21 protein-coding genes and 4 pseudogenes are annotated in these 23,707 nt (G+C 57.1%); 15 read left to right on the top strand and 10 right to left on the bottom strand.

The window, feature by feature from the left end; genetic code table 11:
* Nucleotides 1-167: 167 nt before the first annotated feature.
* Nucleotides 168-317 (bottom strand): hypothetical protein, encoded by a 150-nt coding sequence (locus C486_RS21390; RefSeq protein ID WP_160164303.1) that lies wholly within the window; start codon nt 315-317, stop codon nt 168-170.
* A 538-nt stretch (nt 318-855) separates the two neighbouring features.
* Between C486_RS21390 and C486_RS20360 the strand changes: the two genes are divergently transcribed.
* From C486_RS20360 to C486_RS14820, 7 genes and pseudogenes are all read left to right on the top strand, one after another.
* The gene (locus tag C486_RS20360; protein ID WP_275039793.1) at nt 856-1,242 is read left to right on the top strand and encodes a glycosyltransferase; all 387 of its coding nucleotides are present in this window, start codon (nt 856-858) and stop codon (nt 1,240-1,242) included.
* A 933-nt stretch (nt 1,243-2,175) separates the two neighbouring features.
* Nucleotides 2,176-2,601: an NUDIX hydrolase gene (locus C486_RS14840; RefSeq protein ID WP_008457496.1), complete on the top strand. Its 426-nt coding sequence runs from the start codon at nt 2,176-2,178 to the stop codon at nt 2,599-2,601.
* A 180-nt stretch (nt 2,602-2,781) separates the two neighbouring features.
* A pseudogene (locus tag C486_RS22670) lies at nt 2,782-3,013 on the top strand (antitoxin VapB family protein).
* Nucleotides 3,010-3,417, top strand: a complete 408-nt coding sequence (locus C486_RS14830) for a PIN domain-containing protein (RefSeq protein ID WP_008457494.1) — start codon at nt 3,010-3,012, stop codon at nt 3,415-3,417. Before C486_RS22670 ends, C486_RS14830 begins: the two are co-directional and overlap by 4 nt.
* Before the next feature lie 146 nt (nt 3,418-3,563).
* Nucleotides 3,564-3,764 (top strand): annotated as a pseudogene (locus tag C486_RS21085) (zinc ribbon domain-containing protein); the annotation flags it as partial.
* Nucleotides 3,756-3,965: an antitoxin VapB family protein gene (locus C486_RS21080; protein ID WP_049888573.1), complete on the top strand. Its 210-nt coding sequence runs from the start codon at nt 3,756-3,758 to the stop codon at nt 3,963-3,965. The pseudogene C486_RS21085 and the gene C486_RS21080, both read left to right, overlap by 9 nt.
* A 98-nt stretch (nt 3,966-4,063) precedes the next feature.
* A pseudogene (locus C486_RS14820) lies at nt 4,064-4,372 on the top strand (type II toxin-antitoxin system VapC family toxin); the annotation flags it as partial.
* A 135-nt stretch (nt 4,373-4,507) separates the two neighbouring features.
* Here C486_RS14820 and C486_RS14815 read toward each other — a convergent pair.
* Entirely contained in the window at nt 4,508-4,780 is a 273-nt protein-coding gene (locus C486_RS14815) for a hypothetical protein (protein WP_008457490.1), read from the bottom strand.
* Between the two features lie 437 nt (nt 4,781-5,217).
* Between C486_RS14815 and C486_RS14805 the strand changes: the two genes are divergently transcribed.
* The 5 genes from C486_RS14805 to C486_RS20345 all read left to right on the top strand — a co-directional run bounded on the left by C486_RS14805 (nt 5,218) and on the right by C486_RS20345 (nt 11,570).
* On the top strand, nt 5,218-6,360 hold the full coding sequence (locus C486_RS14805; RefSeq protein WP_008457486.1) for a hypothetical protein: 1,143 nt from the start codon (nt 5,218-5,220) through the stop codon (nt 6,358-6,360).
* 156 nt (nt 6,361-6,516) lie between these two features.
* Complete coding sequence (locus tag C486_RS14800) at nt 6,517-8,232, top strand: PKD domain-containing protein (RefSeq protein ID WP_241432511.1); 1,716 nt, start codon at nt 6,517-6,519, stop codon at nt 8,230-8,232.
* Nucleotides 8,233-8,329: 97 nt separating this feature from the next.
* Complete coding sequence (locus C486_RS14795) at nt 8,330-9,103, top strand: ABC transporter ATP-binding protein (protein ID WP_014865511.1); 774 nt, start codon at nt 8,330-8,332, stop codon at nt 9,101-9,103.
* Nucleotides 9,100-10,314 (top strand): ABC transporter permease, encoded by a 1,215-nt coding sequence (locus C486_RS20350; protein WP_008457470.1) that lies wholly within the window; start codon nt 9,100-9,102, stop codon nt 10,312-10,314. The genes C486_RS14795 and C486_RS20350 overlap by 4 nt, the downstream gene beginning before the upstream one ends.
* 23 nt (nt 10,315-10,337) lie before the next feature.
* Entirely contained in the window at nt 10,338-11,570 is a 1,233-nt protein-coding gene (locus tag C486_RS20345) for an ABC transporter permease (RefSeq protein WP_008457469.1), read from the top strand.
* A 203-nt stretch (nt 11,571-11,773) separates the two neighbouring features.
* Here C486_RS20345 and C486_RS14790 read toward each other — a convergent pair whose 3' ends face one another.
* Both C486_RS14790 and C486_RS14785 read right to left on the bottom strand, forming a co-directional pair.
* Entirely contained in the window at nt 11,774-12,889 is a 1,116-nt protein-coding gene (locus C486_RS14790; RefSeq protein ID WP_049910603.1) for a DUF1616 domain-containing protein, read from the bottom strand.
* A 174-nt stretch (nt 12,890-13,063) separates the two neighbouring features.
* A complete protein-coding gene (locus C486_RS14785; protein WP_152419179.1) occupies nt 13,064-15,154 on the bottom strand; it encodes a DUF4129 domain-containing protein in 2,091 nt (696 codons plus the stop codon).
* Between the two features lie 173 nt (nt 15,155-15,327).
* On the opposite strand from C486_RS14785, the gene C486_RS14780 reads away from it, so the two are divergent.
* From C486_RS14780 to C486_RS14770, 3 genes are read left to right on the top strand one after another with little or no spacing between them, the layout of a single operon-like run.
* On the top strand, nt 15,328-16,887 hold the full coding sequence (locus tag C486_RS14780; protein WP_049910602.1) for a DUF58 domain-containing protein: 1,560 nt from the start codon (nt 15,328-15,330) through the stop codon (nt 16,885-16,887).
* Nucleotides 16,884-17,468: a hypothetical protein gene (locus tag C486_RS14775; RefSeq protein WP_008457464.1), complete on the top strand. Its 585-nt coding sequence runs from the start codon at nt 16,884-16,886 to the stop codon at nt 17,466-17,468. The genes C486_RS14780 and C486_RS14775 overlap by 4 nt, the downstream gene beginning before the upstream one ends.
* Nucleotides 17,465-18,379, top strand: coding sequence for a hypothetical protein (locus tag C486_RS14770; RefSeq protein WP_008457462.1), 915 nt, complete (start codon nt 17,465-17,467; stop codon nt 18,377-18,379). Before C486_RS14775 ends, C486_RS14770 begins: the two co-directional genes overlap by 4 nt.
* Nucleotides 18,380-18,481: 102 nt before the next feature.
* On the opposite strand, the gene C486_RS14765 is transcribed toward C486_RS14770, so the two are convergent.
* The 6 genes and pseudogenes from C486_RS14765 to C486_RS14740 all read right to left on the bottom strand — a co-directional run bounded on the left by C486_RS14765 (nt 18,482) and on the right by C486_RS14740 (nt 23,654).
* Nucleotides 18,482-19,519: an AAA family ATPase gene (locus tag C486_RS14765; protein ID WP_008457461.1), complete on the bottom strand. Its 1,038-nt coding sequence runs from the start codon at nt 19,517-19,519 to the stop codon at nt 18,482-18,484.
* Nucleotides 19,516-20,625 (bottom strand): DUF4350 domain-containing protein, encoded by a 1,110-nt coding sequence (locus tag C486_RS14760; protein WP_008457460.1) that lies wholly within the window; start codon nt 20,623-20,625, stop codon nt 19,516-19,518. Before C486_RS14760 ends, C486_RS14765 begins: the two co-directional genes overlap by 4 nt.
* 46 nt (nt 20,626-20,671) lie before the next feature.
* Nucleotides 20,672-20,953, bottom strand: coding sequence for a hypothetical protein (locus C486_RS14755; protein ID WP_008457459.1), 282 nt, complete (start codon nt 20,951-20,953; stop codon nt 20,672-20,674).
* A 145-nt stretch (nt 20,954-21,098) separates the two neighbouring features.
* Nucleotides 21,099-21,315 (bottom strand): annotated as a pseudogene (locus C486_RS22665) (AAA family ATPase); the annotation flags it as partial.
* A gap of 171 nt (nt 21,316-21,486) precedes the next feature.
* Nucleotides 21,487-22,515, bottom strand: a complete 1,029-nt coding sequence (locus tag C486_RS14745) for a hypothetical protein (RefSeq protein ID WP_008457447.1) — start codon at nt 22,513-22,515, stop codon at nt 21,487-21,489.
* 89 nt (nt 22,516-22,604) lie between these two features.
* Nucleotides 22,605-23,654, bottom strand: a complete 1,050-nt coding sequence (locus C486_RS14740) for a hypothetical protein (protein WP_008457445.1) — start codon at nt 23,652-23,654, stop codon at nt 22,605-22,607.
* Nucleotides 23,655-23,707 lie beyond the last annotated feature (53 nt).

Genomic DNA, 23,707 nt, shown 5'->3' with positions numbered 1-23,707 from the left:
GTCCATATGCCTCATCCTCCTTGCGAAGACAATAAAACATGCATCATCTAACTCGAAGCTCCTTGGCCAAATTCTATCCTCAGTGGTAAATTTGATAACCTCTCCCCTCCTCCTGTTTTAATATCTGAGAACAGGTGTCAATAATGTGGGTGCTTCTGGCGACGGTTTTACTCGTCACCGCTAGCGGAATCGTTCTTTGGGTCGATCTGGATGCAGTAATGCGCGAGGCCACAGAGATGGAACGAAACCTCCATAATCTCCCGCCCATCGATGTCGCCGGGAATCCGCACCTTCACGAAGACGTGTGCACCGGTCATCGACCGTGAACCTCCGCGTATCCGTCGAGTGACTGAATGATGTCCCACGTCTCTCGGGTCATCATACCGTCCCGTCGTCCCGAACGTCGATCACGTCGTCCAAATCAACGAGCATAAGCGACCCGTCGTCAGGCTGGAAGTCTGCGTGGGGCACCGATCACCATCGGGTACAACGGACGTGGCTCTACGGCTTCGACGTGGTCTGTCGTCCTCCAGTACCACGACGGATCGACGTGGCCGTTCACGGTTCCGTTCAACGCCTCCATCACGTCGCCGAACCGTCCACTGACTCGGTTGTCCCACGAAACCGAATCCCGAACCCACTTCACTTCCCTGCATAGCCGTCGTTGAACGGGGCACGCGGTTGCTTCTGTTCCGGATCCCAGCAGAACCAGTTCCGCGCCGTCTGCCCGATCACCTATACTGCTGCCAGAACTCCGACATCGCTATCTCGAGCGTCACTGCCGACCGCCTCACAGAGATCGGTCCGACGCGAGACGAAATCGAAATCGTCCCGAACGGAATCGACATCGAGTAAATCGAAACGACCCAGCCTGCCGAAGACGGGTTTGACATCCTCTATGCAGGACGACTTATCGAGCACAAGAACGTCGACTTCCTCTTGGGGGGATTCGACCGTATCGCCGAAACCATGCCGAACATCACGTTGGGTATCATCGGTGATGGCCCAGAACGCGACGCTCTCGAGCGACAGGCCCGAAACCTGAACCATGCCGACCGAGTGATGATGCTCGGCTTCCTCGCTGCACCAACGGTCGACGACGTAGCCGACGGTCTCGAGTGCGCACTTACTGGCGAACGACCAAACACGGAGCCGACGAGTCGAGCCCAACGATACGATTGGGACGCCGTTGCTGAACAGGCAGAACAGTGTTACCGTCGAGCAATCACAGGAGACTGGTAGTAACGAGGTCCCCTCTTTCAGTGGTAGCCTGAGCAGTCCACCGTCGGGTGAGACTAAAAGGGGCGACGCGCTCGAGGTGCGAGACGACGCAAGCACTGGAACGAACGGAGTGAGTGAAGCGCACAGCGAATCGCAGCCCTCGAGCATGTCGGGGGCTTTCTGGTTGCTCGCAGAGTCCGATAGTAAGCTAAAGAAACTGTTAGTCGTCCTGCTCGAGATCGTTCAGTACGAGCTCACCATCGTGGTATGTTTCTCCGTTTAAACTCTCCTGATAGTAACCTCTGTCGTCGATTCTTTCGATTAATCCGTCGGTCTCGAGTTCTCCAAACCGTTGGTGAACAGTTGAGTAGCCGATCTCGTGCCCGTGCCGATTCAAGTTCCGATAGAGTGACTTCGTCGGCATCACGAGGCCGTGTTCTGTGAGAAACTCGAGGAACTCTACGCGGGGATTCGGCTTCGAACGGGGACAAGAGTCACACAATAGGAACTCTTACTCGCTTCATTGACGATGTCCCGTACGGACGAGGCAGCACCGGGGTGGCACTGTCGTCAGCAGAGGGTGCCACAGGCCACAGAGACGGTTGGCAACCACGGTTTGTCGGTGTGAATCGTGCCGTGGCGCTCGCAGTTGGGACCGACGTCTGCTCTGTTGGATGTTGTTTGGACACCTGTTGGAAATTAGTCATTTGTACGATGTATATGTGGGTTGCTATGTTGTGAGCAAAGTGCTATATAGGCTTGCTACGGAGCAGGGCTGCTGACACAGCAAGAACCGGCCCACCCATCGGTGGACGCCACCGCTGACATCGTCGCGGAGTACGAGACGAATCCTCAAGTCAGCGTCACAGTCGCGACTTCAAGGCAAGCTGATCTCACAACACACGTGTACCACACCCACATAGTTTTATACTATAACTCGAGAAAATATACCACATGCACACCTCGGCAGTGCCCTGTGTCCCCAAGGTCTGTGCGTATCTCACTCGGAATGACCGCGAGTTGCTCGTGTTCGAGGGACCCGGCCACGATGGACTCCAGGTCCCGAAAGGGACGATCGAGCCTGGCGAATCGCCATGGGATGCACTCGAGCGTGAAGTCCGGGAAGAAAGTGGCCTCACAACACTTCAGAACGTCGAACGCCTGACGAGCGATGTCTGGACACGCCGGCGCACCCCTCCCAAACGCTACCATCGGCATTTCTTCCATGCAGAGGTCGACATCGATCGCGACACGTGGATGCACGTGGTGACTGGTGATGGGGAGGAACAGGGCGCCGAGTTCACCTATTCTTGGCTCGAGTTACCCACGACTCGAGAGTTCGCCCTCGCCCTCGACGACTATGTCCACCTGATCTCGTAGGCGCGGTCGAATCAAGCACTACGAGCACTGTTGATTCCTTTCTCGACGCTTACAAGCTCGGTGGAGCTATGAAAGTGCCCCAAGTGTGACCCAATGATTGACGCGATAGACAAAGCCTCAACGCAGCTCAGACTGCACCCGAACATTGATTCTCGTAGGGTGTCAACGCTGTCAACAAGGATGTCGCATCAGATTCGTCTCGAAGATGACGTAGTACGAACGCATCAAAGCGAATAAGCGTGATGACAAGTCGTTCAGCGACGCCGTGGACCGACTCATCGGTGGGCGGTCACTCCGCGATCTCCGCGATGTGTTCGACGACGACCAGGTGAGCGAGATGCGGGACGCCATCGCGGCCGCTGATCAGGCGGACCGTGATGAGGTCCGTGAGGTCGCAGAGCGCTTCGAATGATCGTTGATACGAGCTTCATCGTGGACGTTATCGATGATGTCGAACCTGCCGCCAAGAAAGTACAGGAACTCGAAACTGAGAGCGTTCCGCTGGTGATTCCCTCGGTGACCGTTCTGGAGTTCTACATCGGTGTCGGGAAGGTTGCAAACACCTTCGAGGAGCGCCAAAAGGTAGAAGCCGTGCTTGACTCCTACCCGGTCGTGGATATGACCCCGAGTATCTCCCGTCGCGCTGGACGGCTACTCGGTGAGCAGATGGCCGATGCGGACGAAGGCGAGGGACCTGATATCGGGAAAGGAGACGCAGCAATCGCAGCGACTGCTTTGGAGCGTAATGAACCTGTCCTTGCTGGCGATAGCCACTTCGGAAATATCCACGGAGTTACCCACGAAAGCTACCGGTGATTCGGTTTGAGTCCCTCCACACCCTGACGGTGTGGAATCCTATCACGTAATTCCTGTTCGGGGCCTTGTAGGAGACGCACTCACGAGTATCGGGAGGTATGGGGGTCGTGGCGAGACGATGAGCAGGTGAAGACCGAGAGTGCCGATTGAGCGTAGAATCCGAACGCGACAGTTCGAAGACGTGTTCCGTCTCTGGGACGAAAGACGGCAATCAGCGCGTCGAACATGGGTTGTACGTCTGTGAGGTGTGCGATACCGTCGCGAAGGCGGACGCGAACAGTGCAGAGAACATTCGACAGAAAGTAACGCCAAGTCCGTCTCACGATAAGAGTAACGGCTTGTTGGCACATTCGGACGAGGCTAAGTCCCGCTTAGATCTCTTCAAAGGCGATGATGAGAGTTATAACGACGTCATCATCCGTCTCACGTCGCATGATAAGTGGGCTGGATTTGGGATCGCATCGAGCATGGATAACGAAGGAATGGATGAGATCCGGGAGCAGATGCGCAGTCGGATGGACGATCACATCGAGGAGTTGGAGCAGTGACGCTGCTCGTCTTCGATATCAATCTGTTGAGTGACTACCTGAGTGGTGAAGATGACGCAAGGGCGTTCCTCGAGGAGTACTAGCAGGACCGGTGGGGAGTCTCCTCTGTCGTCCTCTTTGAGTCTCTCATGGGTAGCCTCTACGGGTATATCGATGCTTCTCCGGACGAAATCACCAGGGCTGTGAACGCTTCAATGGAGATCCTCGAGACGACAGATGAGACTGCGATGGAGGCATACGACTTACAAGAAGAACTCCAGGATCGAGGAGTACCAGTCGATCAACTCGATGCACTGATCGCTGCCTCTGCTCAAGAACATGGGGGATGGTTCGCGACGGCGGAGAAGCAGTTCTGGAGGGATGACGTCCAGGAAGTCATTCCCGTCGCTACGTACGATCCCTACTAGTGACTTTCTCCCCCGCGCGGTCCTGTTCGCTCCTTGATTCCGACAGGGCGTCGATGCACTTGTCACCCACGGGAGGCGGGATTCTCTCGCTGAATCAAGATCAAGACGGATTCCGGACAACAGTAGCGGAGAGACTCAATATCCGGCCGGTTCGAGTTCGTCGAGAAACGCCGGCCGGTTCGAGTGTTTCTCACGGAGATGCTCAACGAACGCTTCCGGCTCCGTGCCGAACCCGAATTCCGCTATCTCTTGCAAATATTCGATACTGGTCTTGTAGTGATCGCGTCCGGTATCGGCCGCCGGATACGCTTCCAGTAAGTCCCGATACGCCTCGAAGTACGCTTCTGAATCGACCTCGGCGACGGGCTCTCGATACCGCCGACGCGTCTCGAGATTATCGCTCTCCATAACCTTCTCGAAGGCGTTCTCGAGGTCGCCATCACGGACGTACAGCTCGAACCTCGATAGCGCTCATCGTCGCGTCCCTGACACAATTCGGCTGCCAGCCGAGGGACGTCGACAGCGTGTGGAAACTCTTCTAGTCGGTCCTCGACGACCTCCCGTGCTCGCTCGTCCTGCCCATCTGCTTGGAGCACGTCGACGGACTGGTGATAGAACGCTCTCCGTTCGTATACACGACCTCGAGGACAGCGGCTAGCTGCTCGCGGTCCTCGAGTTCTGAGAGGAGCCACAGACGGGTCAACAGGAACTGTTGTTCGTCCACAGAAAGAGTCGGCTGTTGTTCTGGCCGACCATCGACGCCGCCTCGAGATCCTGCCACACCCACGTACTCGACCCCTTACAACAGCGGAAAGATTTTATTCATAGTTTCTCAATGTGCATCCATGCGGACAAGTACCCTTCAAGTCGTCAGTGTTTGTCTACTCATCCTTGCTGTTGTCTCGCTTGCCGTTCCAGTAGCATCGGAGTCGGACTACGATCTCGAGGTCGCCGATTCGATTTCGACCCCTGAAGAAACAATCGAGATCGAAGGAACAGAGTATCCGGTTGACGGTGTCGGTGTTATCAAGCCGGGCGAGCCGATCGAGGTCGAAGTGACCTCCCAAGAGCAGTATACGCTCTATCTCTACAATACAGACGAAAAAGCTGAGTATAGTGATGTCTGGACGGCGGACAAAGCCAGTGTTGCGATTGGGACCGAAGACGATGCACTCGATACAAGCACGCTTGAGCCTGGAACGTACATGCTATCCTTGGAGCCTCGAGGCCAAGGTCGGCAAGCAGTGTATCCCGTAGTTGTCGAGGAATTCGACCTCTCAGTCGAGCATCCGTCATCTGCAACAGTCGATGAGGAAATCAGGATTACTGCATCGATCGAGTCGACGGATGCGGCAACGGAGGTAGACGCTGTCAATGTCGCGATCTGGAACGAAGCTAACGACGAAGGAAAGGATATCGAGTTGGATTCTGAGGGCGACGGAACGTATAGTACGACTATCGATCTCAGTGATGTCGGTGAAGGAGAGTACCACGTCTACGGTGCCGTAAAGGGTAACGAGGAAGCACAGGGATACCCGACCATTGTCGCGATCGATAATGGTGAGACGATCTCAGTAACAGCCGATGACACCGACGAAGATGATGGAACCGGTAGCGGCGGCGGTGGCGGTGGTGGAGTTGCTCCGCCAGACGACAGCGCAGCCGAAGAAGAGAACAATACGTCTAACAGCAGCGCTGATCAGTCAAATGAATCCGTGATCGATGATTCGGGAGACGAAGATGACCCTAACGAGAGTGAAACGTCCAGTTCGGATTCGGACACCGTGAGTGAGAACGAGACCAATTCCAACAACGAGAGCGGACAAGAGACTCCTGATCAGGATCAGGTTCTCAATCCAAACAACGAGTCTGAGGCAGCTAATGAGTCGACGAAGACGGATACTGACTCGGTTGGGAACTTAGGCTTCTTCCCCGTGGTAACTGTCTTTGCACTCCTTCTCGTTGGATATCGTCAAAAGGCGCGTTGACAAGGTCTGACAGCACAGATCTGTGTCTTCAGGTCACGGGGAAGGTCAATCGGAGTACCCACGCATACTCAGCTGTGCCGTACCGTACGGTGACACCTGAAGAAGAGAACGTTCTCCTGAAAAGAGTTAAAGCGGTGGAGTTTATCTTCACAAGATATGAAACGTCGGCCAGTCATCACACTATTGTTCAGTGCCGTGATCCTTCTCAGCCCGATCGCAGGGGTTGTGGGAGCCACAAGTGGGACAGCTACACCAGCCCACTCGCTAGCAGCGAGCGACGGGACGGACGACTCATACGTCGATGTCACCGAGAATATGAGTGTCTGGGATCGGTCAGTACTCTCGCTACGGACGGATTCGAGTGCGAGCGGTGCAGTAACCGTCGACAATCTCGTGCTTGATGCACAGACCCCACGTGGTGACGTATCGTCAGGTGATCTAAATCGTCCTACACTTGCTGTCTTCCAGACTGGGAATGAGGTAACACTTTCCTTCGGAGACGGCGTTGATACGAGTAATATCCCGACCGACGATGCGCAACTTCTGACTGCGCATCTCGAGGAAGAAGCGAGTGCGACACCGACGACTGGCCGCGAACTTCTTAGTGAACTCTCGAACGAAAACATCGATAATCTCAACCAGAACGCTTCATTTACCGACAAGCGCATCACTCTGAGCGGAGATCAAGAGCTAACCGTCACGCCGGACAAACCCGGACACTACGTGTACGTGCTTGCAACAGGCGGTAATCTTAGCACGTCTAACGGCGATCTCGAAATCAGTGGTGAGACAACAGTTCTCGGTGTCGAACAACTCGCTGCGCAGGATTCCCCATCGGATGTCACAGTCTCGCCTACGTCGCCAGAACCTAGTGATGAGGTGACCTTTGATGTCAATGCGACCGAGTTAGAGGGCGACACGTCACACGCTGTTGCCGTCTATGACAAGTCCACATTCACCACGAGTCAGATGACCGTCAACATCTCCGAACAGCTAAGTACAGACCTTTCCGGTGAGAACGTGACTATCAAGCACGAAATTAAGGAGTTCAACGGGATACAAAACATCGAAGATAACGTCTCGGTATTCAACCAAAGAATCGGAGAGCAGACCGGGACAGGCTTAACTCAGTTCGGAGATGTTGTGAGTTTCATCGCAAACGAAGGCAACGTCGATGGGATCGAAACAGACGTTACCGGAGAAACAACGCTCAATGCCTCTACCACTGCAGTGAAAGCGAGTCCTGAAACAGCTGTTACCGTAGAAACGTATCAGAATTGGACGGAAGGTGACTACCGCTGGGTCCACATCGCAACCGGGTCCTCGAGTGATGCATTCCAAGTGAACACCGGCACGGTGACGATTGAAGACTATACCAGCGGCGATGACGATGGTGGCGGTGGTGGCGGTGGCGACGGTGGTTTCGTCGATGAACCTGATGGGGATACTTCCGACGGGAACGAGTCCGAGCAGCAGCAGCCAAACGCTGCGATTGCCATTGATCCTAACCCGGCCACAGTCAACGAGACAGTTACTTTCTCGGCTACGAAGTCGACAGATGAAACCCAGGACAGCGTCGATTACGAGTGGAAAATAAATAACGGGACGTTTGAAGGGAAAACCGTTACCAGGACATTCAACGAGCCTGGCGAATACCCAGTCGAACTCACGGTCAGAACTGAAGCCGGTGAGACTGATACTGCAACAGCGACCCTAACTGTTGAAAAAGATACGGAAACTGAACCCGACGGTCCCGATCAGCCTGACGAGCCAGAGGATGACGGCGGCTTCCCCATCCCCGGATTTGGTGTGGGCGTCGCTATTGCTGCCCTCTTATCAGTTGCATTGCTCTTGTCTCGCCGACAAACCTAACTCACAGCGCACGGTTTTCTTTCCGCAAAAGTAAACCGAGAGTCCACTTACTCACGATAACGGAACTGTTAATTTGCTATAGAGATCTCTCACCTGTATGGCCGGGGCCGCTACCGCAAGCGTCGACAGTGATTCTTCTTCACCGATCGTCACAGCGAGGGACGTGACAAAAGTCTACAAGCGAGGGTCGGAACCAGGATTGATTGGTCGAATAGTAGGCCGATCGGAGCCACCGGCAGTCCATGCAGTTGACTCAGTCTCACTCGAGATCGCTCCCGGCGAAATTGTTGGTCTCGCAGGGTCAAGTGGGAGTGGGAAATCGACACTGTTGCATCTCTTATCCGGATTAGAACAGCCGACTGCAGGGACAGTTTCGTTTCGTGAGACCGATCTTGCAGCACTGTCCGCTCGTGAACGAACCCGGCATCGACTCGAGAATATTGGGATCGTGTTCCAGCGGTTCCATCTACTCGATTCGCTCTCTGCTCGTGCAAATGTTGCGCTTCCACTCGTTGAACTCGGGGTTCCCAAACGCGAACGCCGAAAGCGGGCCACGGAATTACTTGAGCGAATCGGACTCGGAGATCGGATCACGCATCGACCCGGTGAACTCAGCGGTGGAGAACAACAACGCGTTGCAATCGCCCGTGCGCTTATCACGGATCCAGCACTCGTGATCGCTGACGAACCAACCGGCGAACTAGACACGGCAACTGGACAAAAGATACTCGAGGAGTTCAAACAGGTTGCTGAGAATCGAACGATCGTTCTTGCATCACACGATCAGGAGACGCTCGAAATCTGTGATCGGGTAATTCGGCTTCGAGACGGCGCGATCACTACTCGCCAAACACAAGAAGTCAATCGATGAAAATTCGGCAATTACTTACCCAGTGGATTGGGCTAATTGCTGTCGGGATTCGTCGTACAGCATCACGTGCAACCGATACAGCGAAGCAACGGAGTCGGTTTAGTGTTCTCGGTGTTGCCGTTGCTATCGCGCTACTGATTATGATCACTGGACTTGGTGTCGGCCTCGCAACGAGTACCACCGTCTATGACGATGATATTGATTATTGGATCGTTCCTGAGACAGACAGTCCAGAATCACCGTTAATCGCAACCGATAATATACAGTTTAGCTCGGTCCATGAGACGAACGATCGTATCCGTCACTACGATGGAGTAGATGCAACGACACCAGTATTAGCTCAAGTTCTCCGAATCGAATCAAGCAACACGGCTGAGTATGTCCTTGTTGTTGGAATTATAAATACGCCCGAACTAGATCGCGTTGTTGGAGTCAACTCTGACCTGCTTACACCACAGGATCCCTACTACGTGACTGGTGAGTACAACGGTAAGTGGACAGGAGAGGTGGTACTTTCAGAGAGTGCAGCAGACATTCTTACCGCCGCATCAGGAGACGCAGTCACAGTTGCGGGAAACAATACGTTCACGGTTACGGCTATCGATAACCAGTCGAGTTCGACAGGCGATATGCCGACAGCACTTGTCCAGCTAAGCGAGTTACAAAGGATAACTGGCGCTGCGGAATATGACCAAGCGGATCAATTCGTTGTCAGTACGAACTCGCCAGCCATGAAAAATAAGCTCGAAGGGGTTTATCCACGGTCATCTGTCCAAACACGTGGTGAACTGACGGCAAATAAAGTGGCTGAATCGGATCTGTCATTGGCACTCGCGTTTACTGCACTTGTGGTATCGCTCTCTATCGGGACGCTGTTTGTTGTCACAACAGCAGGGCTTGAGATCGTTGCAGATCAGCAGCAATTAGCGGTTCTCTCTGCAATGGGGCTCTCGGTCAGAAGTCAGTTACAGCTTGTAGGAACACAGACCGTTGTACTGACGGGACTTGGTGGGATGATCGGAACTATTGGTGGTCTAGCAGGGATCCGATTGATAAATATTGTTGCAGTCCGAACAATAACGACTGAGCCGATAGCGACCTCACATCCCGTCTTCATTATCTATGGAATCGGTGTCGCACTGGTAGTGGGCCTACTCTCACTGCCAGTCCTGTTACTGACAGCTCGCCGTGTTTCAGGAGGTGTGCCGTAGTGTTTAGACGACTTTACAGTTGGGTGAGTCGAGGCGTTATTCGCCTGCGTGCTGCGGGGAGTCTCACTGTTGCTCAATTCCGACAACACAAACTCCGACTTACGTTGGCGATCATCGGTGTCGCATTAGCGGTCCTCTCAATGACGTTACTTGCCAGTGCAGGAATTGGAGTTCTTGAAACCGGCCAGCAAGGATTTGATGCTGCTGATCGTGACCTATGGGTCACGTCAGGTGAAACCCGAATAACGTCTGCAGGCGGCGGTGGGTTCGAAAACACGTTGTACAACTCTCGAAATCTCTCCGCCGAAATGAACGCACATGAGGGCGTCAGACATGCTTTCCCATTAGCGTTCGATACCGTATATGTGAGTACGAATCGTAGTGCCGAATTCCATACGTTCGTCGCAACAGGTGTCCCACAGGGAGGCCCAGTCGTTCAAATGACAGAGGGAAAGGGAATTCAGGGAGACCCCCATTACGCGAATGGGACATATGAGGGAGAGATGACTCGAGAGGTGGTGATTGATAAAGAAACAGCTGAGACGCTAAACGTTTCTATTGGAGAGACAGTCAATATTGGCGGATCACTGGCTGCTGCGAGGGAAAATCAGTTCACAATCGTCGGGATTTCACCAACTTTCGAGCGAATGCTTGGAACGCCAACGGTAACGATGCCACTCAGTGAACTGCACCAAGTCACGGGTACGACTCAAACTGAGCCAGCGACGTTCATCACAATCACTGTCGAGGACGGTGCAAGCGTCAGTACGGTTCAGCAGGACCTGGAACAATCGTACCCTGAATACGAAATTCGAACGAATCAAGAACAGCTATCCGCTGTCTTACAAGAACAAGTGCTGCTACTGGCAGCTGCAGGGGCACTCGTCTTGTTAGCGATCGGGTCTGGCATCGCACTAACGATATCACTGCTTTCGCTTGTCATTCACCAACAACGCCAAACGTTTGCAGCTCTCACGGCTCAAGGGATCTCACGATCACTCCTTGTTTCAACTGTGATCGGACAGGGGCTCATCATCGGGTTCGTTGGAGGAGGAATTGGAATACTACTCACGCTGCCTGCTGTTAGTGTTTTCAACCGACTTGCAGAGGCGGTTGTCGGGTTTGAAGGCCTTCTCCAAACTGCACCGTGGATTTACGGAAGCGGTCTCGGAATCGCCGTGATCGTTGGAACGATTGCTGCAGCTACTGCTGGTTGGCGGATTAGTCGCACACCTCCACTGGAATTATTTAATTAAACTACATTATTCGCCAGCACTCCAGTATATCCCGTATCGACGATTGTGGGGATTGTCTTCACTTGATGTCACTTCCGAAAACATCGTCGATACCGACGCCGTTGTCGCGTCGTCTCGCTCCGTGATCATCCCCTTTTAGAGCGAGTAGTGTTGCCCGAGAAGAAGAGTTCGAAAAAGACAGTTAGCTAGTGAGACCCGCGCGTTCACGAGTCGGACACGCTAACCCAGAGGTGAACAGCGTACTCCGTATCGCCCATCGCGGGCTCGGCTGGTACGTCGCCATCAGGGAAGAGTAGCCAGACGATCCGCTGGCTCTCACCGGTCATCGTCGGCTCGAGCGTGTACTCGTGGGTCCAACTCTCGTTGTGTGCAATCGTGGTGCTAAATCGATCGAGTTCGCGCTGGTCCCGAACGACTGTTTTGTTAACCGTCGTATTAGTGTCACCGTCACTGGTAGCTGTCTCGTTCTCAACTACCTCGACATCCTGCTCGAGGACAACCACCGTGTACTCCGTCGTTTTATGTTCGTGGTTGTCGATCCCGACGATCAACTCTTGGCTCTCCCCCTGGATGAACTCGGTCGGATAATCGTCAGCGACTAATTCACCGTCATCGTCCTCCGTTAACAGATAGATCGCCGAGAATTGCTCGCCATCGGCCGGACCCATCACCGCATACCCCACGCTCCCGACCGCGAGCACGACGGATATTGCCAGCAGAACATTCAGTGCAGCATCTGCACGCGTATCCGGTTCGAGCAACTCTGTGCGTCCAGCAATGTACCACTCTCGGTAGGGGACCTGAAACCGCTCGTCGACCGGCAGTTCCCGTCGGCGTTCTGCTGCCACGACTGTCGAACCGAGCGTGAAGACGCTGACCGACACTACGATCGGGACTAGACGAATTCCCCAAGGTGTGAAATTCAACACGAGGCCGATCAGAGGCACAATTGCAATACTGAGGCCGAACGAGAGTGCTACGCGCTCAATGCCATCGATTCCCGGCCGCGAGGGGATCGAGTCGTCCCATCCATCCGGATCCGAGTCGTCGACTATCGTCCGGCCGTCTGGTGGTGTCGATTCGGTGGCCGACGCAGGCGTCTCGTCGGCCTCGGGAAACAGCGCGGCGATAAACGCATATCCAGGAACAAAGAGAACGAACGCGAGACCGATCGGAACCCGGAGTGGCGTCTCCCGAATTACAGGAACCAGTACAGCAATGTTAGTTGCAATAACGAGCGCCACCACAGCAGCAAGATCAGCAGGTAGTTGTCTGACTCGCCGTGGGAGCAACAGCCACAACGATCGGAACGCGACCATTCAACCCATAGTATTGATAACAGGGGTAAAAACAAACCGAAAGGTATGCGCGAGCGCCGTCAACAGTATCCCATTGAAATATGTCCCATCTCTTATGATCCCACAGTTGGTGTCTCCGTCAACAGTGCTACTCGAGAGGGTCAGTAACTGAACAGAGATGCTGCGAGCAGTTCGTTAGTCGTCGGCAAGCGCGCTATCACTCGTCGACTCGTTGCTGCCACACAACGTCCGTGCTCGCTCGAGAATACCCGACGCCTCGTCTGTCGAAACACTCTCGCGACCGAATGCGGCACGTTCGTATCCTTGCGTGATCTCCTGGAGCAATTCGGCGTCTGTCGACCCTTCGTTGCGATAGGTTCGATAAAATTCCCAATGTGTCATCGCATCCTGTGTATCGATTTGTGCTGCCAGTGCCCGGCGAACGGCTGCATAGCTCGTTCGTGTCGCGTCGTCAGATCGTCCGTTTGTGAGCTGCTCATGTGCTCGTTCGAGCAGTGGTGTGACGGTCTCAGGCGACGGGTCCGCCGGCTTCTCAGCGGCGGTTGTCCCGTCCAATGTCGACTGTCGGTTACCTGCTGGACTGTCCGATGTGGACGCTACCACGGAACGACGGTACCACCAGAAACCAAGACCGGCTGCGATTAGCACGAGAAAGCCGCCAGCGAGCCAGATTGATGTCGGCAACTGCGCTCCCGCCTCGCCGATCATAACGACCGTTTCAGCGGTCGCTGGTGCGAGATTAGTGTTACGTCCCTCGTAGACCGTCGTAACCGTCACATCATTCCCGCTAACTGAATCCGGAATCGAAACCGTCCCTCCGAACGACCCACCGGCCCCAGTCGTGACGGTGCCAACGGCTGTTCCATCGACTCGAAGTCGTACGGTTTGGCCTTCGACACCGTCGCCACCACCAGTGCTGAGCGTCCCGTTGACCGTTATCTCCTGATTGTCAGCCAACTCTCCCTCAACTGAGAGTTCGCTTTGGGTCTCGCGGACAATCACAGTCGTTGTATTAGTCGTCGCGGCGAGAGCCTGATCATCGAACGGCAGTCGGACGTCCAGTTCAGCCTCTCCGTCGGGGATCGACGCTGGAACCGTCGCCGTTCCGTTGAATACACCGTCCGTGACGGTAACCGTTCCAATTTGCTCCTCCTCGAGGACCACAGCAAGGGTAACATCGTCGACGGGAATGCCATCAACCGTCAACTCGCCGGCGACGGCTGCCTCATCGCTGTACGACACCTCACGACTAACCTCGTTCAGGGCGACGGTCGGTTCAGCCTGCTCGATCGAGACACTAACGTTGGTCTCATCACCCAGATACACCGATTGTGTCTTGGGCACGTACTGGACGGTAAATTCGTCGCTCGATAGTTGTTCGTCGGTCGGTCGATACTCGAGCGTGAACGTGCCCGCTGCATCCGTTGTGACCCGCTCGGTGTGGGTTCCGACACCGAGTCTAATCTCTTTGTTCGCGATGGGAGTTCCGTTTGCTGTTCGTAGTTCACCCGCCGCGACCAGTGGGTCATGGAACGAGATCGTCTCACGTTCGGGCGTCAGCGTCAGCTCTGTTTCCACAAACGACTGTTCGCGAACGGCTGTCTGTTCGGTCTGGATCGTTTCAGTAAGGTTCTTGACTGCCGTGTTCGCCTCTGCAAGATCGGCATTCGTCCGATTTTCGATCTTGTCGTAGCTCTCACGAACGGAGCCACCGAGGGACTCGACCTCGTTGGCGAGTGTCTCGAGTTCACGTGCGCGCTCACGTGCTCGCTCTTCATTTCCTGCCTCACGGGCCGCTTCGTACTCGTTTTTCGTCTCCCGATACTCCTGCACGGTCTCGGAGAACCGAGACTGCTTTTCGCCAGCTTCTTCGAATTCGTCTTCGTAACCCTCACCGTCAGTCTCGCCCGCGACATCGACGTATTGCCCCAGCCGCTCGTGATAGTCCTCACCGACGGAGTCTTTCGCGAGTTCGTATTCGCCCTCGCTCAGGTGGATTGCCCCGTCACCGAGCTGGGTCGACAGCCGATCCGCCAGCCACCCTTCGACGCTATTGAGGTCACCGTCTTCGGAGTAGGTGTCGGGATTCCGATGCGGGGTCGTCTCATTTCGCTTTTCATCGGTGTTGTTTTGCTGGACTGTGACGCGATGACCGGTATCGCTGTCCGCCGCACTCGCCGGATTCGCCATGACCATCCCACTGGTAACCACCAGGACGGTGATCAAGAGTGCAACGGCGAACGAACGACTACCGACAGGATTCACATCTGCGGGGTTTTCAGTGCATCCCAATAAGGTATTCTCTCGAGCGACGATACTCGCCACAACCGACTGTCCACGCACCGGGGGACACGTATCTCCGCCTCCACTTCGTTTCCGGATCGTCTCGCCTGTTGGCAATCAGTACATTGAACACGGTCACGGAAATCTGTCCAGACATGTATCCCACGCGCCAGGGATGGACGGCCGCTGCACTCGCTGTTGTGCTCGCCATCCTCGCAGTAGTGTTTGCACGTCCACTCGTGCTTGTCGGGTCGGCTCTCATCGGCGCGTGGCTGCTGGCCTACCAGTATCGCTTCACCCGTGACCTCGAGCGAGCAGTGGAGTCGCTGTCGGTCGTGCAGTCTCCTGCCCGTCTGGCCGTCCAGACTGAAGACGAGATCCCAGTCACGCTCACCGCGACGCGAGAAGCCACGACGGAACTGACACTCGAGATCACTGCTGGGCTACCGGTCACAGCGACCGCAACTAGACCGTTTATGCTTTCACTTGAGTCAGCCATCGAACAGGCAAACCGAACACGGACGGTTACGTGGCCTGTCGCCGGTCGCCATACGTTCGACGCAGTGACCGTGACGGCGACAGATGGGCTGTTCCGAGAGACGATTACGGTTGGTTCGACACCAACAGTGACCGTCGAACCACCCAGTCCCCAGTCGATTCATGTCGGCGAGGGTGGTGACCGGATTGCCGCGTCGTACGGCCCTCACGAATCTGGACGAATCGGAACGGGAATCGAGCCGGTTGAACTCCGCGAATACCTCCCCGGCGATACAGGGAAACGGATCGATTGGAAAGCAACGGCGCGGCACACGACGCCGTACGTCCGCGAGTACGAGGCCGAGAGTGACCGCCGGACCCTGCTGGTCGTCGACCACCGAAGTTCACTTGCGATGGGGCGACAAAGTGAAACAAAACTTGAAGCTCTCCGCGAGGTGGTCCTCGTCATCGCAGGAAACGCCCGTCGACTCACCAATCCGCTCGGGCTTGTGACGGTTGGCGATGGTGGAATTACCAACTATCGTGGACTAGCATCGACGACCGTCAATTACAGGCCAATCCGCCGTCGACTGCTCGCTCTCGAGCCAACAACAGCGGCGGACACGCCCGCCACGATGACCGTCTCTAACCAGCTGGGTACTACGACGATGAACCAACCGAAAACTACCGCAACTGAATCAGTCGCGTCGCGGTCCTCGAACACACAATCGAGAACGGGCAACGCAGGCAACAACAGCGGCTCGATTCTGCGACGGAATACCACCCCAACGGACGCCCAGCGGTCGTTCTCCGACCTCGAAGGAACGGATGAGACGTTTGCACGGACACTGCGTCCGTTCTATTCCGATCGACAAAGATATCAGGAACGGATCGCCGAGGATCCACTGTACGGCGCAGTCCACAAGAGTGTGACGGACGCACAGGGTTCCATTTGGACTGTTATCTGTACTGATGATTCACGGCCAGCAGAGCTCCGCGAGACGGTCTTGCTTGCACGAGAAGGCGGAAACGAGGTCTTGGTTTTGCTCGCACCCTCGGTCCTCTACGAACCGGATGGACTGACGGATATCGAGCAGGCCTATGACCGCTACGTCGAATTTGAGGAATTCCGGCGAGAACTTGCCCGGTTAGATAACGTGACCGTCCTCGAAGTCGGGCCAACCGACCGACTCTCGGCTATCATTGAGGCAGGCCGCTCGAGAGGTGGGCATGCGTGACCGCCCGAATCAATACGGTCCCGGCCGCGACTGGACGCGACTGGGCAACCGTCATCTCTCTCGCTGCGATCGTCGTTGCGTTCGGTGCCGTCGCTGGCCCACTTGGCGCGCTCGCAGGGATCGCGACGGCACTCGTTGGTTACCTGCTTGGGATGCCATACGCGCTTGCAGCCGGTCACGTTGCGCTCGTCGTATCCTTCCCGGACGGGATCGATCCACTCCCGTTCGTCATCGTCGAAGCCACGTTCATTGCCGTCCTCCTCGCGCCAATCGCGTGGACTGAGAGCCCAGGTCGCATCACGCTCGTCGCGATCACGAGCGCACTCACGCTGGCGGGCGCTGCGTGGCTCGTCGTCGACTCACAGCCGATCTATATGGCCGCTGCAACGGTGATCGTTCTCCTCACAAGCGCCTCGTATGGTCTCCACCGACTCGAGCGTGTTCGACTCGGACTGGTTCCAGATCACGAAGACGGAAAGCAGGCACGCCAGATCGACACTGATCAGACCGACGAGTCAACCACCGAGACGAATACCGAGACGACCGCCAACCCGACGACTGAACCCACCACTGACATATGAATACGAGTGATGTTGATCTGAGCGAGACGACGACCGACTCGGATGCTGACCGAGCAGACGAGGTGGACACTAACCGGCTCGAACTCGCGGCGCGGACGGAACTTCTAGAGGCGGAAAACGAGCGGTTACGGGCCGAGTATGCTCGCACCAAGCACTCGCAATACCGTCGCACTGCAGCGGGACTAGCCCTCGTTGGTACCTGTGCGGCCCTCGCCGCAGTCCTCTTGCCTGATGGCCGGGAGGTACTTTTCGCACTCGCTTCCGTGGGTCTGTTTGGTGGGGTACTCACCTACTACTTGACACCAGGGTCGTTTGTCGCTGCGGATGTCGGTGAACGGATCTATGCTGCGATGGCAGCCAACGAGGCCGCAATCGCCGGAGAACTCGGCCTGAGCAACGATTGCGTCTACCTCCCTGACGACGCCGCGGGTGTGCGCTTATATGTCCCCCAGCGGATGACCGATGAACTGCCCACGCTTGACAACCGTGAGGGGCCGATCCTGACGGACTCTGAACACCGTGGACTTGTTCTTGCGCCCACTGGCGCACCGCTGCTCGAAGAATTCGAGCGGACGCTGACCGACGAGTTTGCGACTACGCCGACGCCGCTTGCAACCCAGCTCGCTGACGGCCTCGTCGAGCAGTTCGAACTCGCAGGCGGTGCCGAGCCAGACATCGATGTCGCCTCCAACCGCATCACCGTCGCCATCGACGATAGCGCGTTCGGCAATCTTGACCGCTTTGACCATCCGATCGTCTCATTTCTCGCAGTCGGGCTCGTCACGGGGCTCGAGCGGCCAATCCGACTCGAGGTCACACCCGCCACTGAACGAGCAGACTGGCTAGTCACCTGCCGGTGGCAGGAGAGTACGGAAGAAGTTTCGGACGAGACTGCTCTCACTGAGAAGTGAAACACGGCAGCCGAGAACGACAACGAGAGATGAACTCACGTTGGAGTGAGTCTCGCTCACGGAACTTTCGAGATGGATCCAACGGACTTGATCCGAAGCAGTTTACTCGAGATCCGTCTCGTCGCTGTCGCTTGCTGCGGCTGGTTCGAATGCCTGCTTCGTCTCCGCTCCCGGCGGTTCGACCGTATCGACGATCTCTGCGACGATAGCATCGGGATCGACATCGCTCAGATCGGCACTGGTACTCAACACGAGCCGATGACGCAGTACCGGTTTAGCCATCGTCTTTACGTCATCGGGAATTGCATAGTCGCGGCCACGGATAGCGGCGCGTGCCTTGGCACCGTTGAGAAATGCCAGCGTCGCACGCGGTGAGGCACCGTGTTCGACATCAGCATGCGATCGCGTCGCAGCAACGAGATCAAGCACGTACTCCTTGACAGCCGGTGCGACGTGGACTGCTTGAACGGTCTGGCGTGCATCGACGAGTTTCTGTGGCTCGATGACTTGCTCGACATCGTCAGGACCGAGTTCCGGATTGTCATCGAATCGGTCGAGCAACTCTCGTTCGTCCGTTCGCTCCAGCAGATCGAGTGTCAGCTTAAATTGGAAGCGGTCACGCTGCGCTTCTGGGAGTTGGAACACCCCTTCGGCCTCAATCGGGTTCTGGGTCGCGACAACGATAAACGGATCCGGCAACGAAAGCGTTTCACCCTCGATGGTCACGCGACGCTCTTCCATCGCCTCGAGCAATGCGCTCTGGGTTTTCGGCGTCGCGCGATTGATTTCGTCAGCAACCACGAGGTTTGCGAAGACGGGGCCGCGCTGGAGTTCGAACGTTCCTGCACCCTGTCGATAGATGTGCGTGCCCGTAATATCGGCCGGGAGGGTGTCGGGCGTCATCTGAACCCGGTTGTATTCCAGGCCAGTCGTCCGCGCGAAAAGGTTCGCAAGCGTCGTCTTAGCGATACCTGGGACCCCCTCAAGCAGGAGATGTCCACGGGTCAGTAACGCGACCGCCAAATACTCGACGGCCTCGTCATTGCCGATGAGAACGCGGTCGATCTCCCTGCGAAGCGAGTCATAGATGGCTTCGGGATCGCCGCTCGTCCCGTCGGCCAAATCAGTGGTACCGCTCATTCGTCTGTCTCATCTTCCGAACCGGGATGGTTAAGCGCTGTTATCACGCGCTGGATCTGCTCCCTATCCCAGTCGGGGTGCCGTCTGCGGAGGAGGTCGGCGCGTTCGGCAGTTGAAAGTCCAGGACCGTTCGTTCCACGATTGCGATTCCTGGCGGACTGGAACCGCGCAGGCAACCAGGACTGCACCGTCTCGAGTGGAGACGTGACCCGAATCCGAGAGAGTGCTGCGACAAATCCGATCCCAACAGTACCTACGAGTAGCTGTAACAATGGTGAGCGCCGGATCACCAGCAGCACAGCGGCCAACGGAGGGACTCCGGAACCATGCGAGCGGTCGAAGATCACATGATCGGCATCAGCATACAAACCGCGCACGAACGCGGCATTGTCCGGTTCACCGTACATTGCGTTGATCGTGATGCTTGGGTCACCGACGACGACCACCTTGCCCTTGCTGACGTTTTCGACGGTGGCGACCGGATATGATCTGAGTTCGTCCTGATTGTCTAGCTCGTCATCCTCAGGGCCGAGGTATGCGAAGTCGCTGGTCGCTACTATCACTGTTGCGTTTCCTGGTTCGACCGCAGTTCCGTAGTTGAGCGACAGCTGATTAATATCCGTCGTGAGCGTATGGTTCTCAACGCTCGTCGCGACCGGCATCGTTGGCCCCCGGAAGTGGTGACGTTCGTCACGGAGAAGTTGCCCGTCAATCCGTGCCTCGGCACCGATCTCAGCCAGCAGTTCGTTTCCTGGCTCACCGGTGCTCCCGAGGACGACTAGCATGCCACCTTGAGTGACGAAATCCCTGACCCGTTCAGCGTCCTCTCTCTCATAGGGTTCGTCTGGCGCGATAACAAATGTGACCGTCTCGTTGGCCGACAGTTCATCGTACCGGGCGGTGTCACTCGATAGATGACTCTCGACTGTGGGATCATCCGCAGCATCCTGCCGGAAGTCAGACGATCCATCCCAAGATGGATTGTACGGGCCGAATGCAGTCGACGACGTCGCGGCCACGGTGCCTAGTGTGACGAGTACGGTGATGGTAAGTGCGAGCAACAGGATTCGCGGCCAGTCGATTCTGCCGTCGCCAAGCCGGCTCATTGGATCACCTTCGTGGCTCGGGTGAGACGGAGTGCATGAGTGAGACTCATGCCGGAATTACCTCCGGTGGCAGAATGTCGAGAATCCGTCGCACCACGATGACTGCGAAGCCGGCGAGGCCGAGCAGAATAAGCCAACGGAGCCGACGTCGCCATGTCGGTGTGACGTTGAATGGGGCCGTTAGCTCCGTGATAATCAGGAATCCGATGAGTGAGAGGACGAAAACCAACTCGTAGGACAGCGCGTTCAACAGTGTGAGCACAAGGACTGTCGCGATCATCCATGCGATCTGCCCATGCACAAACTGCATCCGACGCTGAATTGGCATCTAGTAGTCGAATACGGCCCCTCAAGGTACCTAAACGTAGCGCACTCTCCCCGTACCTTCCTCTCGACCCTACTCGCTCACGGCTGATGCCGTTTGCTCCGTCGGGGTGGTGTTCCTGTGTCGCTGACGGCTGTGCAGGTCCCGTCGTCCGCCACTTCCGCCGGTAAAACGTCCCGTCGGCCAGCGTGACCGCGGTCGGGCGCGTCGGCGACCCGCTCTGCCAGTCGCTCGTAGATCCGCCTCGAGAAGTCGTCCGAGTGACCCGTCCGGACTCGAACGCCGCGTTCCGCGAGTCGAGCGCGGACGCGGGCCGTAATCGTGGTCTTGCCCGCACCCGGCGGTCCGCAGATGACGACGATCACGGCCGTCGGTAGCCGCCGCAGGCAGACCAATGGCGGGGATCGCCGATCGTCGTCCCGACGGCCGCTCGAGCGAGTCAGAATCGTCGTGTTCGTCGGCCGACTGGACGAGTCCACACTGCCTCGGAAACAGCCACTGCAGGAAGCGACCGGACGCCGGCGACGGCGGCCGACTCAGCCGAGATCCTCGTCGCGTTCGGACTCCCGGAGGATAAAGGGTCCCATGGCGAGGGTCCGCTTGGCGACGGTCGCAATCCGGAGGATAAAAGCCATGAAGACGACGAAAGGCGCGAGGCCGACGACGAACCCCGCGCTCGTCAACCAGACGAGGGTGTCGATACCCAGCACCGTCCCGGAGAACGTGCTGCCGTCGATGTACATCATCAGGACTCCCATCACCGCCAGCGCGGGCACGGAAATATAGAGGAGCGCCCGCGAGAGGTTGATCAGTTCCCACTGGAAGTACAGCGTCTTGAAGTGCTCGCGGGCCGGCCCGAACAACGTCAGTACCTCGATTATGTCGTCGATCTCGTCGTCGGCCTCGTCCGACAGTTCGTCGCTGTAGTCGGCGCGGATCGTCCGCGCGTCGTGGATCTTCCGGGAGTAGTTGAAGTTGAGCGCGTTCCAGACCACGTCGAACGAACCGAACTGTGCGTTCTCGAGGTCGCCCTTGACGACCCGTGCGTTTTCGGTGACGTCCGCCACGTAGTCGGCGACGGTCGCCTGAATCTCGTCGCCGTGATCGGCCGCCACCGTCGACTCGAACTCGTTTGCTTCCCGTTCGATACCGTCGACGAGTTCGTAGAGGAAGGCCGCGGGTTCCGGCGGGGTGATCTCCTCGTCGTCAAGGGCGGTCTCGGTATCGCTGCGAAACGCCATGGCAGCCTGCATGCGTTCTCGCTGGTCGCCGACCGCGCCGAGTTCCTGGGACAGCACCAGTTGGTTGATCGTGACGACGATCGATGTCCCCGTGATGATCGCGCCGATGAACGCCGAGAAGATCCAGAACGTACCGTTGTGTTGCACGACGATGATGCGCAGGGGCGTCAGTCCAAGTCGACTGGCGAGGACCAGCACGGCGAAGACGGCCACCAACACGACCGCCGTGAACAGCCACCGCCCCATCCGGAGCAACACCCACAGCCGCAGCCCGCCGACGCCGGGCCGTTGACTCAACACGCCGCTCGAGTCCGATTCGCTCATTGCGTGTGAAACACGGATGACAACGACGGGTAAAATACCCACGCGGGGTGCGGGCAGACCGAAAGGTGAGACTCGCCGACCGGGAGCGGCTACCGTTCCTCCCCGTAGGTCACGTCGAAGGGGCCTTTGTCGGGGTCCTTTTGCGGAATCATCGGACCGACCGACACGGTGCGGCGCGTGACGGTCGCGGTCCGGAGGATGTAGGAGACGAGCAGCGCCAGCGGCAAGAGGACGACGACGATCAACGCGCTCACGACGTAGGGGAGCGCGGCCGCACTGACGTTCGGGCCGGCGACGTCGGCGTAGAGGAGCCCGACGAGGATCGCCGACAGGATCGACGGCACCCCACAGTAGATCGTGAGCTGTGAGAACCGGGTGAGCTCCCGCTGCAGGTACGTCGTCTTGAACTGCTCCCGGGCCACGCTGAACAGTTTCAGATCGTCGATCAGTTCGTCGAACTGGTCCGTTGCAGCCGGCGACAGCGAATCGTCGTGGGCGTTGCGCAGATGGGTCGCGACGTACAGCTGCCAGGCCTCGTCGTAGTTGATCGCCGCCGACACGGCCGAGAACGTCCCGAACGCCGACTTCTCGAGCGTGTTGTCGACTCGGTCGGCCCGCTCCTGGACGTCGTTGGTGTACCTGACGACCGGGTCGCGGACCTCGGCATCGTGATCGGCGACGATGGCCGCGAGTTCGACGGCGTCGTGCCGGATCGATTCGATGATCAGCTCGAGCACCCTCGTGGGCGCGGTCGGTGTCGCGGGCACGGCCGCCTCGTCCGCCACGGCCTCGCGAAACGCCACGACGCTTTCGAACCGGTCGCCTGCTTTCCCCACCGCACCGAACTCCTGGGAGAGGATGAGTTGGTTGACGGAGACGACCAGCGTCACGAGCGAGAACGTGCCCGCGATCATGCCGCTTGCGACGCGCGTGACGGGGCTCGGATCGACGAACTCGATGACGCCGAGTTCGTGGAGGGCGACGAGCAACGCGAGGATGCCAGTTGAGAGCAGTGCCGTGACGGCCAATCGGTTGCCCCGAACTAGGAACCACTCGTGGAACCGTGCCAATGGCCCTGTCTGCCCGCCCACGTCGGCCCCATAGGACTCGAGCGTGTCGTCGGTCTCGGCGGAACCCATGGCGGTACCGTCCACCGACCCGACAATAAGGGCCTGCGTTGCACACACCGTTC

Origin of the sequence: Natrinema gari JCM 14663 (genome assembly GCF_000337175.1) — an archaeon.
GTDB lineage: Archaea > Halobacteriota > Halobacteria > Halobacteriales > Natrialbaceae > Natrinema > Natrinema gari.
The sequence above is the reverse complement of the archived record's forward strand: the minus strand, read 5'-3'. Positions and strand labels throughout refer to the sequence as shown.

Bases quoted from the DNA above. Each gene is read 5' to 3' on its own strand.
- C486_RS14795 (WP_014865511.1), top strand. From the start codon at position 8,330: ATGGCCGGGGCCGCTACCGCAAGCGTCGACAGTGATTCTTCTTCACCG.
- C486_RS14755 (WP_008457459.1), bottom strand. From the start codon at position 20,953: ATGCCAATTCAGCGTCGGATGCAGTTTGTGCATGGGCAGATCGCATGG.
- C486_RS14740 (WP_008457445.1), bottom strand. From the start codon at position 23,654: ATGGGTTCCGCCGAGACCGACGACACGCTCGAGTCCTATGGGGCCGAC.
- C486_RS14805 (WP_008457486.1), top strand. From the start codon at position 5,218: ATGCGGACAAGTACCCTTCAAGTCGTCAGTGTTTGTCTACTCATCCTT.
- C486_RS14760 (WP_008457460.1), bottom strand. From the start codon at position 20,625: ATGAGCCGGCTTGGCGACGGCAGAATCGACTGGCCGCGAATCCTGTTG.
- C486_RS21390 (WP_160164303.1), bottom strand. From the start codon at position 317: ATGACCGGTGCACACGTCTTCGTGAAGGTGCGGATTCCCGGCGACATC.
- C486_RS14780 (WP_049910602.1), top strand. From the start codon at position 15,328: ATGTATCCCACGCGCCAGGGATGGACGGCCGCTGCACTCGCTGTTGTG.
- C486_RS14770 (WP_008457462.1), top strand. From the start codon at position 17,465: ATGAATACGAGTGATGTTGATCTGAGCGAGACGACGACCGACTCGGAT.
- C486_RS14765 (WP_008457461.1), bottom strand. From the start codon at position 19,519: ATGAGCGGTACCACTGATTTGGCCGACGGGACGAGCGGCGATCCCGAA.
- C486_RS14840 (WP_008457496.1), top strand. From the start codon at position 2,176: ATGCACACCTCGGCAGTGCCCTGTGTCCCCAAGGTCTGTGCGTATCTC.
- C486_RS14800 (WP_241432511.1), top strand. From the start codon at position 6,517: ATGAAACGTCGGCCAGTCATCACACTATTGTTCAGTGCCGTGATCCTT.
- C486_RS14815 (WP_008457490.1), bottom strand. From the start codon at position 4,780: ATGGAGAGCGATAATCTCGAGACGCGTCGGCGGTATCGAGAGCCCGTC.
- C486_RS14830 (WP_008457494.1), top strand. From the start codon at position 3,010: ATGATCGTTGATACGAGCTTCATCGTGGACGTTATCGATGATGTCGAA.
- C486_RS20350 (WP_008457470.1), top strand. From the start codon at position 9,100: ATGAAAATTCGGCAATTACTTACCCAGTGGATTGGGCTAATTGCTGTC.
- C486_RS14745 (WP_008457447.1), bottom strand. From the start codon at position 22,515: ATGAGCGAATCGGACTCGAGCGGCGTGTTGAGTCAACGGCCCGGCGTC.
- C486_RS14790 (WP_049910603.1), bottom strand. From the start codon at position 12,889: ATGGTCGCGTTCCGATCGTTGTGGCTGTTGCTCCCACGGCGAGTCAGA.